The organism is Staphylococcus delphini (assembly GCF_900636325.1).
GTDB lineage: Bacteria > Bacillota > Bacilli > Staphylococcales > Staphylococcaceae > Staphylococcus > Staphylococcus delphini.
In genome coordinates, this window is record NZ_LR134263.1 from 705506 (window position 1) to 719668 (window position 14163).

Annotated in this window: 12 protein-coding genes; 6 read left to right on the top strand and 6 right to left on the bottom strand. The window is 39.4% G+C overall.

Annotated elements, in window-relative coordinates; translation table 11 throughout:
- Positions 1-9: 9 nt before the first annotated feature.
- Positions 10-1032 (top strand): GTP 3',8-cyclase MoaA, encoded by a 1023-nt coding sequence (gene moaA / locus EL101_RS03060; RefSeq protein WP_096597310.1) that lies wholly within the window; start codon positions 10-12, stop codon positions 1030-1032.
- A 494-nt stretch (positions 1033-1526) separates the two neighbouring features.
- Here the strand turns inward: moaA and EL101_RS03065 are convergent, their stop codons facing one another.
- Both EL101_RS03065 and EL101_RS03070 read right to left on the bottom strand, forming a co-directional pair.
- Complete coding sequence (locus tag EL101_RS03065; RefSeq protein WP_096598466.1) at positions 1527-3398, bottom strand: DUF8508 domain-containing protein; 1872 nt, start codon at positions 3396-3398, stop codon at positions 1527-1529.
- A gap of 246 nt (positions 3399-3644) precedes the next feature.
- A complete protein-coding gene (locus tag EL101_RS03070) occupies positions 3645-4091 on the bottom strand; it encodes a MarR family winged helix-turn-helix transcriptional regulator (RefSeq protein ID WP_096598464.1) in 447 nt (148 codons plus the stop codon).
- Between the two features lie 173 nt (positions 4092-4264).
- Here EL101_RS03070 and EL101_RS03075 point away from each other — a divergent pair, with 173 nt between their 5' ends.
- Positions 4265-5032 carry a VOC family protein gene (locus tag EL101_RS03075; protein WP_019166607.1) on the top strand — a complete coding sequence of 256 codons (768 nt, stop codon included), beginning with the start codon at positions 4265-4267 and terminating at the stop codon, positions 5030-5032.
- Here the strand turns inward: EL101_RS03075 and EL101_RS03080 are convergent.
- Entirely contained in the window at positions 5023-5277 is a 255-nt protein-coding gene (locus tag EL101_RS03080) for a hypothetical protein (protein WP_096598462.1), read from the bottom strand. The two genes, EL101_RS03075 and EL101_RS03080, sit on opposite strands and share 10 nt — an antisense overlap.
- A 116-nt stretch (positions 5278-5393) precedes the next feature.
- Here EL101_RS03080 and EL101_RS03085 point away from each other — a divergent pair, with 116 nt between their 5' ends.
- The 3 genes from EL101_RS03085 (at position 5394) to EL101_RS03095 (ending at position 11409) form a co-directional block, all read left to right on the top strand.
- On the top strand, positions 5394-6674 hold the full coding sequence (locus EL101_RS03085; protein ID WP_096598460.1) for a lipid II:glycine glycyltransferase FemX: 1281 nt from the start codon (positions 5394-5396) through the stop codon (positions 6672-6674).
- A 221-nt stretch (positions 6675-6895) separates the two neighbouring features.
- Positions 6896-10048 (top strand): efflux RND transporter permease subunit, encoded by a 3153-nt coding sequence (locus EL101_RS03090; RefSeq protein WP_096598458.1) that lies wholly within the window; start codon positions 6896-6898, stop codon positions 10046-10048.
- A gap of 203 nt (positions 10049-10251) precedes the next feature.
- Positions 10252-11409, top strand: a complete 1158-nt coding sequence (locus EL101_RS03095) for an aminotransferase class I/II-fold pyridoxal phosphate-dependent enzyme (protein ID WP_096598456.1) — start codon at positions 10252-10254, stop codon at positions 11407-11409.
- Positions 11410-11552: 143 nt separating this feature from the next.
- On the opposite strand, the gene mspA is transcribed toward EL101_RS03095, so the two are convergent.
- Both mspA and EL101_RS13190 read right to left on the bottom strand, forming a co-directional pair.
- Positions 11553-11870 (bottom strand): membrane stabilizing protein MspA, encoded by a 318-nt coding sequence (mspA, locus tag EL101_RS03100; RefSeq protein ID WP_096598454.1) that lies wholly within the window; start codon positions 11868-11870, stop codon positions 11553-11555.
- 69 nt (positions 11871-11939) lie between these two features.
- Positions 11940-12110, bottom strand: coding sequence for an SE1832 family protein (locus tag EL101_RS13190; protein ID WP_096598452.1), 171 nt, complete (start codon positions 12108-12110; stop codon positions 11940-11942).
- Between the two features lie 106 nt (positions 12111-12216).
- On the opposite strand from EL101_RS13190, the gene EL101_RS03105 reads away from it, so the two are divergent.
- Positions 12217-13125 (top strand): AEC family transporter, encoded by a 909-nt coding sequence (locus EL101_RS03105; protein WP_096598451.1) that lies wholly within the window; start codon positions 12217-12219, stop codon positions 13123-13125.
- 81 nt (positions 13126-13206) lie between these two features.
- Here the strand turns inward: EL101_RS03105 and EL101_RS03110 are convergent, their stop codons facing one another.
- Positions 13207-14070: a GNAT family N-acetyltransferase gene (locus EL101_RS03110; RefSeq protein ID WP_241521943.1), complete on the bottom strand. Its 864-nt coding sequence runs from the start codon at positions 14068-14070 to the stop codon at positions 13207-13209.
- Positions 14071-14163 lie beyond the last annotated feature (93 nt).

A 14163-nucleotide genomic window follows, 5' to 3' on the forward strand; every position in this document is an offset into this window, starting at 1 on the left:
AGGCGCAATATGGCAGACCAAATACTTGATAAATTGGGCAGACCCATTCGTGATTTGCGCATTTCCGTAACTGATAGATGTAATTTTCGTTGCGATTATTGCATGCCAAAAGAAATTTTCGGTGACGATTATGTGTTTTTACCGAAAGATCAATTGTTATCTTTTGAAGAAATTGTACGTATCACAAAGTTATATGCACAATTAGGTGTTAAAAAGGTGAGAATTACAGGAGGTGAACCGTTACTACGTCGTGACCTCCATCAATTAATCGCCCAAATTACACAGATTGAAGGCATTGAAGATATAGGTTTGACGACGAATGGCTTATTATTGAAAAAACATGGGCAAAAACTGTATGATGCGGGGTTACGTCGTATTAATGTCAGTTTAGATGCAATTGAAGACCGAGTGTTTCAAGCGATTAACAACCGTGATATTAAGGCGACGACTGTACTTGAACAAATCGATTATGCCATCAGTATCGGTTTAAAAGTTAAAATTAACGTTGTCGTTCAAAAGGGTGTCAACGATCATCAAATTTTGCCAATGGTCCGTTATTTTAAAGATAAAGACGTTACGGTTCGTTTTATTGAATTTATGGACGTCGGTAATGATAACGGTTGGGACTTTAGTAAAGTTGTCACTAAAGATGAGATGTTGCAGATGATTGCGAGTGAATTTGACATCGAACCCGTGTCTCCAGAATATTATGGGGAAGTTGCGCAATATTATCGCCATGTCGGAAGTCAAGCACAGTTTGGACTGATTACAAGTGTGTCGGATTCATTTTGTTCAAGTTGTACACGAGCACGTCTATCTTCAGATGGTAAATTTTACGGTTGCTTATTCAGTACAGGAAGTGGCTTTGATATTCGAGGGCTATTGAGAAGCGGGGCGGATGATGCCGAGATTTTGGCTCAGTTGAAAGCATTGTGGCACATTCGTGACGATCGTTATTCTGATGAACGAACAGCAGAAACAGTAGCAAAGAGACAGCAGAAGAAAATTAATATGAATTATATAGGTGGATAATTTTTTCACACACCTTGGCATAAATAGTAGAAAAAAGCTGGGACACTGGGACATTAAGTTCCTCAGCTCCTTTCCTATATTTTGTTGTGTATACCAAGGGATGGGGCTTGAAAAAATTAAACCTCAAGCCATACATAGATTGCATATTCATTAATGACTTTAAAACGGTCGGAAAATAAGCGTGAATGGGATAAAAATTGATGCTATTGTTTTCTTGATTTCATAAACTTGCCTTCAGTTCTGTGTATTTGATATAAGATTGCCCAGAAGGCTGAGACTCCTGAGGGATCAGCTGGTCCGGAAAATCCAATTCGGCTACCACCAAATGTACACTATAATCAAGCCGAATTTAGTTGTAGGGCCAGCCCCTAGGAACGCGAAGCCATGAAGGCAATCTAAAGCCACAAATCATAGGGAGGGCAAGTTTAACAAAAATATTGCATCAATAGCATCAAAAATTTTTATGTCCCATCCCAGCTTTTTTACATTAATAGTTACTTCTGTTTTTTCTGCTTTTTAATTTGCTTGGTAAAGTCAATTTGAGCAAGAATCGGGTCGTGATCACTTGCACGGCCAGCCATATCAGTGAAGTCGCTATTAACGTGAATCATATCGAGTTTCGTTTGGCGTTTTAAATGTTCCGACACTAAAATGTGATCCAGCGTTTGCGTGTTTCCTTGATAGACATAAGAATAGCGCTTGTTTTTAGGCACATCATTCACCTTGTTCGTTAAACCATACGACTCAAAAGTTTTAAGCGGTTTTGACCATTGAAAGTCATTATAATCGCCTACTGAAATAATGGCGGCGTTAGGGTTTTGTTGTTGAACTTGTGCCGTAAATTCACCAATACGATGTGCGATTTCTACACGCTGTGGTTCGGAAGTTAATTGAACAGGTTGATGACTGCCGAATAATCCATCATCACCACGTTTTGATTTCCAATGGTTAGCAATCGCAATGACTTGTTGCCCTTTAAAGTCAAATTGAGCAGCTAATGATTTACGTACATCTTCAAAAGCAGGATCTTGTGGTGCGATACGACCTGGATTTCGTGTAAGTTGGTTGTTTTCATAATCGACGCTCGTAGTGGCGTCACCCGTTGGAATGTGGTCGCTAAATGTCACGCGCTCAGGATTGTATAAAAAGCCGACACGAATATTCGCATCAGGTTGACCGCCATCTACATTGTTTTCGGGATCGATATTGACATAACGATATGTCGGACCACCCGCATCTTTAATGGCTTGGATGAGACGTTTATATGAAGCCGAGGCGTCAGCACTACCTTTACCTGGTCCATTGTTATCTTGAACTTCTGTCACGCCGACAATGTCAGGTTGTTTCATATGGCTAACGATACCATTTGCGAGTTTACGTGCCTTATCATCACTTGAACTTTTAACGTCATTTGAAAAGTTTTCTAAGTTGTAGGACGCCACTGTCAGTTTATTTTCGGACGGTTTTAATGTTGTCCCTTTAGGTTGTGCTTTCCCTTGAACATACGCTTGTTGCATCTCTTTTAAATCGATATTCACTTTATAATTTTGAAAACTGTAGTTCACATAACCAATTAAAGGCCCTTTGAAGCGATCCCCCGTCACAATGTTAAAATCTTGTGCGCGCTTGCTGTCATCATGCATTTTAAAGGCGATACGTTGACCATTGGCATTATCAGGTTTTAATAAAACACCACCATTTTTCGTTTCTCGACGATTTTGATTCAGCACTGTAAACACTTCGCCGTGGTCTTGAGGGCCTACACTGCGGACATCGCCAAATTCCACACGCATGCCTTCTAACGCTTCCCAAAAATCAATTGCATATGTATCCGGTTTGAAAACAGAAAAATGTTGCGAAGAAGCGATTTGTTGTGGGATTTTTTTGATTTTTACCGGTTGAGGTAAAGGTTGATGCGTTTTTTGAACGGTGATTTGCCCTGCTTGATCTGGACGTGCATCAATTTCAGTCAATGGTAAATCTGTTTGTTGTTTTTCCGCGTAACCTTCAATTGCATATTCGCGGACCGTGCCCGAAACATGAATTAGATCACCGACTTTAACGTGAGGTTTCTCTTTGCCAGCAAAGACGATAATGCCTTCAGAAGTGGCAGGATTTTTATCTTTTTGCGCGTCCGGCGTTTGAAGGTGGAAATAATAATAGTTGTTGGCCTTATAAATATAAGTCACAATACCCGGTACTTTTTCAACGCGTTGATCTTTCAAAGGTGATGTATGACCCGCACCTTGAATATCATGAATCAGTGTTGGTGATGCCGTTTCAGCTTGTGCTGCCGAATCGTGGAAGATTGAGCCTGTCGTGAGTAGGCCTAAAACTAAAGTTGAAGTTATTAATTTGCTTTTCAATAGATTGCCTCCTTAAAAATATTGTTTACGCGTTAAGTATACCAAAACAACTATAACAATATTGTAAAAATTTGATGAATTGATAAAAACGAGACAATAGCGTTAAAAGGAGATGTCTTTAAGGGGGTAAAATAATGACGATTTTTGATGAATAGCAGAAATACGAAAGCATATGACATCATCTGAGCCATTAAAAAACCTACCTATTTATCAACGTAGCATATGCTGATAAATAGATAGGTCATGTTATATTTCATCATTTTGAAGTTGTGTGAGTAACGATTGATACAACTGTTCTAAAATATCTGTTGCACGTGCAATCTCATCGTCGGAAAGTTGAAGCGGCTCGATGGCTTGCCGTTGGAGTTGACCAATCTGTAACTTTAACTTTTCATGGATTGCTTGACCGGCTTCAGATAAATAGAGATGCTTTTCTCGCTTATCCACTTCACCTGGGCGAATCAATAACCAACCTTGCGCATCCAATGCTTTTAAAATTTTTCGCGTCGTCGGTTTTTCAATCGAACGGCGTTTTGAAATTTGGACGAGAGTCGTACCGGGATTGATCGCGATATCTTTCATCACTAACCATTGTGCGGGGTAGAGTTGATGTTCATCAAGTAATGGGTGGACGACTTTAATATAGGGACGGTAAAGTTTGGTGAAATGATCAAATAATATTGAAGGTTCCATACGAGACTCCTTTCTGAATAGGTTATTAAAGCATATTATAACACTTCATGTGAAAGTTGTTGGATAAAAGCGCGCTTATCAACGCAAAAGTGAAGTGCGTGTTATATCGAGATTTCACAACAAATATTTGGTAAAATAATATTATGGCATGAGAATTGGGAGTGAGCGCACAAATGATAGATATAGAATTTGATCACGTGATTCATTACATCGATGGATTAAATCAGTTCGAGTTTCCCGGGAAATATTTGGAAATTCAACCAGGTGGTCAACATGAAAATTTAGGGACTTATAATCGTCTCGTCCAAATAGATTTATCTTATATTGAATTGATAGATATATATCATCAAGGGAAAATGAAACAACAGTCTAAAACAGATGTCGGTAAACATTCATTTGCGACGTCGATTATGGAAAATGGCTATCGACAAGGATTTAAAAAGATCTGTTTTAGAACGCACGATATTGAACAATTAAAAGTACAATTTGAAGAAAGAGGGCTTGAAACAGTAGGGCCGGTTGAAATGACAAGAGAGAATAAAAAGGGACAAATGATTCAATGGCGACTGCTGTATGTAGCCAACCATCAGTTCGATGTGATCATGCCCTTTTTTATAGAGTGGCACGCGTCAGATGAAACACGTGAAGCGGATTTACAAGAACATTTTCATCAACATTTGACTTTAGATATGATTACATTCAATACATATCAACGTCAAACAATGGTCGATCATTGGAAGCAATGGTTTGATATGGAAGAAGTTGAATCTTCAGACCGCTATACAATTCTCCAAAGCCCTGCGAAAAAAATCAAGTTTAAAGTGGTGGAAGATAAAGAGGACGGGATTGAAGCTGTTCAATTTATCGATCAAACCATTGATGCACCGATTGCTTTTCGTACAAGAGGCGCAAGGTATCAATTTATTCCGCCTCACGCATAAACAACGCTGTATACGGCACTAATGATGAGTACGATATGCAGTAATGCAATGACGAATTCAATAGCGGATAATAAGAGTTGTTGTTTCGTTTCATGTAGGAGCACATTATATGTCCCGACAACCAATGAAAACGCGACAAAGATAATGCGTAAACTTAAGTAGTCGATACCGATATGAAATACAAATGTGAATACGATAAAGATGATATTTATGATAGAGAGTAAAAGTAAAATCAATTGACGCATAACGAGACCTCCAGTTTGGATTAATACATCTGTTCTGTGACGTTTCAATCGAATGTGTCATTGATTATACTAGAAAATAAGAGAAGACGATAACTAAAAGGAGTTTTAAACGAGAAATGAAACGCATGAATATAACCGATCAAGAACACGATGCATTTGTTAAAGCGCATCCGAATGGCGATTTACTACAATTGACAAAATGGGGCGATACGAAAAAATTAACAGGTTGGTATGCGAAACGTATCGCTGTAGGAGAAAACGGTCAGTTAAAAGGTGTGGCGCAATTACTCTTTAAAAAGATTCCCCGTACCCCTTTTACACTTTGTTATGCTTCACGCGGCTTCGTTGTGGATTATTCAGATACTGTTGCGGTGAAGACTTTATTATCTGAAGCGATTCAAGTTGCTCAAAGTGAAAAAGCGTACACGATTAAAATTGACCCAGATGTAGAAGTTGATCAAGGGATGACAGTTGTACAAGACTTATTACAAATGGGCTTCAAACATAAAGGATTCAAAGAGGGCTTAGCTAAAGATTACATTCAACCACGTATGACGATGATTACCCCAATTAATCAGTCTGACGAAGCGTTAATTCAAAGCTTTGAAAACCGCAATCGTTCAAAAGTGAGACTGGCGTTGAAACGTGGAACGAAAGTGGAACGTAAAGGTCGCGAAGACTTGAAAATATTTGCAGATTTAATGAAAGAAACAGGTGAGCGTGATGGCTTCTTAACACGTGATGTTTCTTATTTTGAAACGATTTATGATGCCCTTCATCCAGATGGTGATGCGGAATTGTTCTTAGTGAAACTTGAACCGAAACCTGTTTTAGCTGAGTTAAAGGTAGAACAACAAAAGTTACAAGCTGAAATGGATACGTTAGCTGAAAAAGATCAAAACAACAAAAAAGTTCAAAATAAGTTAAAAGATGCAGCACAAAAAATGAAGAAAAACCAAGCACTCATTGACGATATGACACAACTTGAACGGACGCATCCAGAGGGCATTTATTTATCAGGGGCATTGCTGATGTTTGCGGGGCACAAATCGTATTATCTTTATGGTGCTTCATCTAACCATTACCGCGACTTTTTACCCAACCACCACATGCAGTTTAAAATGATGCAATTTGCGCGTGAAAAAGGTGCGACGACTTATGATTTTGGAGGAACAGATAACAACCCTGACAAAGATTCAAGTCACTACGGTTTATGGGCGTTTAAAAAGGCATGGGGTACACGTTTGAGCGAAAAAATTGGGGAATTTGATTACGTGCTGAACCCTATTGTGTATAAAGCAGTCGAACAATTCAAACCGCAATTGACACAACTTAAAATTAAATTGGTGCGTCAAATCAAATCGATACAACAACGTAAAGGGCAAAAGAACGCATAAATAAAGTAAGCATGGTGTAATTTCAAAGTGTTACAACAAAGAAAAAACAGAGAAGGTGTCACGTTATGCATTTACATGTCTCGTAGGTGCTTATTCGTGTCACCTTTTAAGTGTGATAGAACGATACGCAGCGTTGTATCATACACATTTAATGGAAAGACTGCATTTTTTACGGTCTGAAATCATGATGTAGTAAAGTCATTTCAAAGGGAGAGATACGTGTGGTTAAAAAATTAATCGACTTCTCGTTATCGAACAAGTTTGCCATTTTATTGATGGTACTCCTTGTCATGCTGGGAGGCGTCTATGCAAGTTTTAAAATGAGGTTAGAATTGTTACCGGATACTGAACCACCAATGTTGACGATTACAACACCGATGCCGGGTGCCACTTCTGAAACTGTCATGAAAGAAATCAGTGGCCCGATTGATGAAGAAATACGGGGGATGGCAGGGGTCACAAGTGTTAAAACACAATCTTTATCAAACGCATCCATGATTACGGTCAATTTTGATGAAAGTACGGATATGGATAAAGCGGAACAAGATATTGAAAAAGCGCTGAAAAAGGTGGATTTACCAGGCGAGGCACAAACGTCGGACATTAAACGTAATTCAATGAACGCTTTTCCAGTGGTGGCATATTCGATTTTACATGACAAAGACGATGTGAAAGCGAGTACCAAAGCTGTTAAAGAACAGTTGATTCCGAAATTACAAACGATTGATGGGGTTCAACGTGCCACAGTGAATGGGCAAATCGAGCGTAAAGTGACGATAAAGTTCGATGATGTGAAACTCCAAAAGGCAGGGCTTAATGCAAAACAAGTGTCTGACTATATTGAAGGTGCAACAAAAGAATCTCCATTAGGTTTATTCCAATTTGGTGATACAGAAAAATCTGTCGTCGTTGATGGGCAATATGCTTCCGTTGACGCACTTAAAAATATGCAAATTCCGTTAGCACTTGCATCACAGTCTTCAGGCAGCAGCGCACAAGGACAACAAGACGGGGGTGCATCAGAGAGTGGTAGTGCAACGTCAGGTCAGGCACCTTCAAACAATCCACAAAGTGCACAAGCGGTTGCGTTAAGTGACCTTGCTGAAGTGAAGTTGTCAGATGAACGTCAGTCGATTTCTAGAACGAATGGTCAAGATGCTGTCGATGTTCAAATCGTTAAAACGCAAGGGGCCAATACGGTTGCTGTCGCTAACGATGTAAACCAAACGATACAAGATTTTGTGAAAGAGCATCCAGAACTTAAATCGGTCAAAATTATGGATACTTCTAAGCCGATTAAAGATTCACTCAATACGATGATAGAAAAAGCACTCCTCGGATCCATCGTGGCAGTCATTGTCATCATGTTGTTCTTAAGAAATGTGCGTATGACAGCGATTTCGATTGTTTCCATTCCGTTGTCTTTACTCATCGCAATGGTGGCGTTAAAACTGACAGATGTCTCATTAAACATACTGACATTAGGTGCGCTTACAGTTGCGATTGGTCGTGTCATTGATGATTCTATTGTCGTTATCGAGAACATTTACCGCCGACTGACACGTCAAGACGAGCCGTTATCCGGAGATGGACTCATCGTATCTGCAACAAAAGAAGTGTTCATCCCGATTATGTCATCCACATTAGTGACTATCGTCGTATTTGCACCACTTGCATTTGTGACAGGTTCGGTTGGCGAAATGTTTAGACCGTTTGCTTATGCGATTACATTTAGTTTACTTGCTTCATTACTTGTATCAATTACGATCGTGCCAGTGCTCGGTTCCATTTTCTTTAAACGTGGCTTGAAGCGTAAACCAAAATCCGAACTCGGTACAGTAGGCCGAGGATATCGAAAAGTATTGAATTGGAGTTTAAACCATAAATGGATTGTCATCATTTTAAGTACAGCCATTTTAATCGGTAGTATCGTATTAGGGAGTATGAAAATTGGAACGAGCTTCATTAGTACGGGTGAAGATAAGTTTATGGCATTAACCTATACACCAAAACCGGGTGAAACGAAGCAGAAAGTATTATCACATGCAGAAGAAGTCGAAAAATATTTGCTCGACAATCAACATGTCCGTCACGTGCAATATTCCGTGGGTGGCGCATCACCTGTTGACCCGACTGGCTCTACGAATAACATGGCGTTAATGGTCGAGTATGATTCCGATACACCGAACTTTGATCAAGAACCTGAACGCGTGTTAAAACATATTAAGACATATCATCATGACGGTGAATGGAAAAACTTAGATATGGGTACAGGGGCGACGTCTAACACGTTAAATGTAGAAGTGACAGGACCGTCGACTGCAGCGATTGAAGGCACAGTGAAGGCGATTCAACAAAAAATGTCTCAAGTGTCTGGTTTAACGAACGTGAAGTCGGATTTAACTGAAACGTATCAACAATATGAAGTGAAAGTGGATCCGAATGAAGCAGCAAAAACAGGAATGACAGCGGGCCAATTAGCGATGATGCTCAATCAAAACATCCCAGATATGACGGTTTCAAAGGTTAAAGATCAAAATCAAACTTATGATGTCGTTGTGCAACAAGAAAAAGACACGCACTGGACGAAAGAAAAGTTAGAAAATACGCCAATTCCTTCTCCAACAGGGGATCATCGTAAGTTGAGTGACATTGCGACATTAAAAACGACATCCACACCGAACGCACTCGTGAAAAAAGGTGGGGATTATGTCAGCACTGTTTCGGCGACGATTTCTGGTGATGACGTCGGTTCGATTTCTCAAGAAGTGATGAGACAGTTAAATGGACTCGATACACCAAGTGATGTGCATACGTCATTAGGTGGGACGAATGATGATATTCAAGAGGCCTTTTCACAATTGATGATAGCGATGTTAGCCGCGATTATTATCGTCTATCTCGTACTTGTTTTGACATTCAAAGGCGCCCTTGCACCATTCACGATTTTATTCGCACTGCCATACACGGTTATCGGTGTCGTTTTCGCGTTGATGATGACTGGTGAAACGTTGTCTGTACCAAGTATGATTGGTTTACTGATGTTAATCGGTATCGTTGTGACCAATGCGATTGTTCTCATTGACCGTGTCATTACGAATGAAAAAGCCGGTTTGCCGATGAAAGAAGCGCTGTTAGAAGCGGGTGGCACACGGATTCGACCAATATTAATGACAGCGATAGCGACAATTGGTGCATTAATTCCGTTATTATTCGGTCAAGACAGTTCCGTCCTCATTTCGAAAGGACTTGCGGCGACAGTTATCGGTGGTTTGTTATCTTCAACATTGCTCACACTCATTGTCGTCCCAGTCATTTATGAAATTTTGTTTACGTTAAAAGCGAAATTAACACGACGTAAAAAGAAGGCGTAAACCATTGACGTAAAACGGTTCATTATGTAAGATGAAACCATTATCCTCAATGAAATAAGTCGGTTCATTAGGCAAAACACAGAGTGCTTTAAACATAAACAAGAGGGTTGAGACAGGATATGTACATGACTTTGTCTCAGCCCTTTCTCTTTATAGGTATAACGATTTTCTTATAACAATAAAGGCATGTAAGGAGGAAGACGATGACATATACAACAATTTTAAGTGAAATTCCGGATAGTTATTTTGGCAAAACAGTAGGACAAAAGATTGAACATGGGCCATTACCGTTGATTAATTTAGCAGTCGGTATACCCGATGGCGACACACCTCCTGAAATTATAAAAGCGTTACAGGAAGCAATTGTGAAACCTGCTAATCAAAAATATTTAGCCTTTCAAGGAAAAGACGCGTTCAGACAAGCGATTGTCGATTTTTATCAACGGCAATTCAATGTGACACTTGATCCAGATAAAGAAGTTTGTTTATTGTATGGCACGAAAAACGGGCTTGTTGCCTTGCCGACGTGTGTCATTGAGCCAGGTGACGAAGTGTTATTACCCGATCCAGGCTACACAGATTATGATGCAGGCGTGCGACTCGCAAGGGGCATACCGAAACCATTAAAATTATCACCTGAACGTCATTACATACCGGATTGGAATGCAGTGGATACTACAAATACAAAACTCATCTATTTAACGTATCCGAATAATCCGACTGGTTCTGTTGCAACACCTGAATTTTTCCAAGAGACGATTGACCGTTTTAAAAAGACGCCCACAAAAATAGTACATGACTTTGCATATCAAGCATTTGGATTTGACCAACCGAATCCGAGTATTCTCCAAGCAGACGGAGCCAAATCATGTGCTATAGAAGTGTTTTCGTTTTCAAAAGGTTATAATATGTCAGGATATCGTGTCGGTTTTGCGGTCGGTAACGCGGAAATGATTGCGAATCTTCGGAAATATCACACACATACTCAAGCAGGCATGTACGGGGCGTTACAAGATGCTTGTACAGTCGCATTAAACGTATGTGATCATGAATTGAACAAACAAAATGACATATTTAGGAAAAGACGCGATAAAATAGAAGTGGCTTTAAATGAAGCAGCCATTCCGCATGAACCGATTAAAGGGGGCATTTTCTTATGGTTGAAATGTCCAGAAGGGTTTTCGAGCGATGCCTTCATTCAACATTTAATACAAGAACAATCTATTTTAGCGGCACCGGGGCATCCTTTTGGTGAAGAAGGGGAAGGCTACGTGCGTCTATCATTTGCGATTGATGAAGCACAACTGGATGAGGCCATTGCACGACTCGTCTCATTGAAGCCACTTTATCATCAAGTATAGAAAAAAGAGGACTGATGACATGACACAACGTCACATCGGCCCTCTTTTGTTTCAGTGATATACAAAAAACTAACGGCGCGCTTTGGCTGAGGCGCAACGTTAGTTCTTCATGGCTACACGATATGCATATGTAAATGGCAGATTTAAATAAAAACTGCAACCAGTACGATATAAATAACGAGAATAAAAAGACTCATCATATTTAAAATACGTACACCTTTTTCATCATTTTTAAGATGTTTGAATGCGGTGATTTCAACATTACCAATTAATAAAATTAAGACGACAAATACCCACCAAGTTTCTGCGGGGTAATAGACGAGTGAAGTCGCAACGACAATGATGAGTAATAGTCCCATAATCACTCTTAATAACTTCGGCATCATAATACGCATTTTAAAAATACTAATATAGGCAACAACCAAATACATGAGGGGTAATAAGATTAAGTAAGCTAACATGAAGTACATCCTTTCTGTATCTTGCTAGTAAAGTCAAATGTTGATTAAGTTAGAGTTGAATGGCTCCTTTTAATGATTTTCTCGAAGTTGCCTACGTACCTCAGCAATTTGTTGTTCGATTTGTTCGAGTTGTTGAATCAGTGGATCGACTTGTTGAGACGTGGACTCGCGTTTTTCCAAATCACCTTGTAAGCGTACATAGTCCATTTTAAGCTCTTGTAATTGCTGTTCTAAATCCATAGGGCACCTCCTTATATCAATCCTTTTCATTATAACACGTTAACATTGCTTAATTAAAACGTTTTACAGTAATATAGAAGCAAGTTGTTTCAAAGGGGGATGTATCATGACAGAGAATTTTTTGATGATATTATTATTAATTGCACTAGGGTACATCCTAAAGCGTATCGGTTATATTAATGGGAAAGACAGTCGCGTGATTTCGACGTTAGTGCTTAATGTGACGCTGCCTTCTGTCGTCATCGTCAATTTAAATCATGTTCTTTTGACGCCATCACTCGCTGTGTTGCCTGTGATGATGATTTTATATGGTGTTGTAACAAAAGTGCTCATTGTCCTCATGTTCATAAAATATAATAATGAAGTACGGGGAACTGTCGCAATGATGATGGCAGCACTGAACATCGGCATTTTTGCATATCCGTTAGTTCAACAAATTTGGCCTGAGCAAGGCTTGTTGTATTTTGGGATGGCCGATATCGGTGGGGCAATCGTGATGTTCGGCCTCACGTATTTCGCTGCAAGTTATTTCAAGCAAGTAGGTGGCGGTTTTAATCCTAAGCAAATCTTATGGAACATGTTGAAATCTGTGCCGTTGATGACATATATTACGATGTTAGTACTCAATATTTTTCAATGGCATTTACCACACACAGCGATTCGTTTCTTCGATATTTTAGGCCATGCCAACTTACCACTTTCGATGATTTTACTTGGTGTTTTAATGGACTTTAGATTAGAACGCCGCTTTTTGCCGTTAACACTTAAATATCTCGTATTACATTACGGTTTTGGTGCACTATTCGGAACGCTCATCTATTTTTTCTTACCGATAGACGATGCGATGATTAAAACAACCTTACAGCTCATTTGGCTGTTACCTGTTGGCGTTGCAGCACTGTCTTATGCGGTTCAGTTTAAATATCGGACGTTACCAGTTATTGCGATGGCGAGTAATGTCACGATTGTGATCAGTATTGTGATTTTGTACTTGTATCAATATTGGTTCGTATAAAAAAGAGGCTTGGGAAATTCGAATCCCTGCCTCTTTCTTTATCGTCCTCATTGGTCGCATATGTCGATATATGCACGACGACTATTTATAAATTTTAAACTTTTGATATTCAGATGAAATGTGAAAGCCGAGCTCATGAAAACGTTCGACCAGTTTATGATTTTTGCTTCGGATTTTAAAATAAACACGTTCGATCTCAGGTCTCGTTAACGCACGGTGAATCGCATGCTGAATTAAGTCGAACGCAATGCCCTTTAAGCGATAGTCCGCATGGCTTGAGAAATACTTAATTTCTGCATGACGCTCTGACTCATCATAAATTAAGTATAAGTACCCTTTTAAAATGCCCTCTGCCATATACAAAACGAGTTCATGTTGATCGTCAAGTGATGACACGATCTCTTTTGCCGTCATCGCATTATGCGTAAACGTATCTTCGTGCAACCGTTGAAAATAGCGATAATACGCTTTACTATACGGAATCATATGATGTAAGTTTTGCGTTTCGCCCAAATCTTGACTCGTTTCTAGATGATAATCTGTAAATGTGTACGATGCGCCAATGGTCTTCATAAACGTTTTAATCAGTGCGTGTTGCGCTGTAAATGCAAAGTAATACGTCGATGGTGGGTGGTGTTGTGCTGTGATCGTATCGAAAAGTTGTTTGAACGTCTCTTTCGTTGGTTCATACCCCGTCTTTACAATTGGACCAATCACTTTGTAACGGTCTTCAGAATAAGAAATACAGAGTAATAGCATTTGAATTTCATCGCCTTCTTCAACGACAAATAGCCCTGTTTCATCTGCGGCTTCTTCTAAAAAAGTGAAAAGTGCTTGTTCATCATCTAATGGCAACTTATTCGTATAAGACGGGCGTTCTGACACATACGTTTGAATAAATGACGCAATAACTGGATTGGGAGTAACTTGAGATATCTTCATCATGCGCCTCCTTAATGATATACTTAGCTTAATTATAAGTTTTTTTGATATGAAATGAAAGCAACTTGTGAAGCATTCAACGGAGATTTAAAGCGT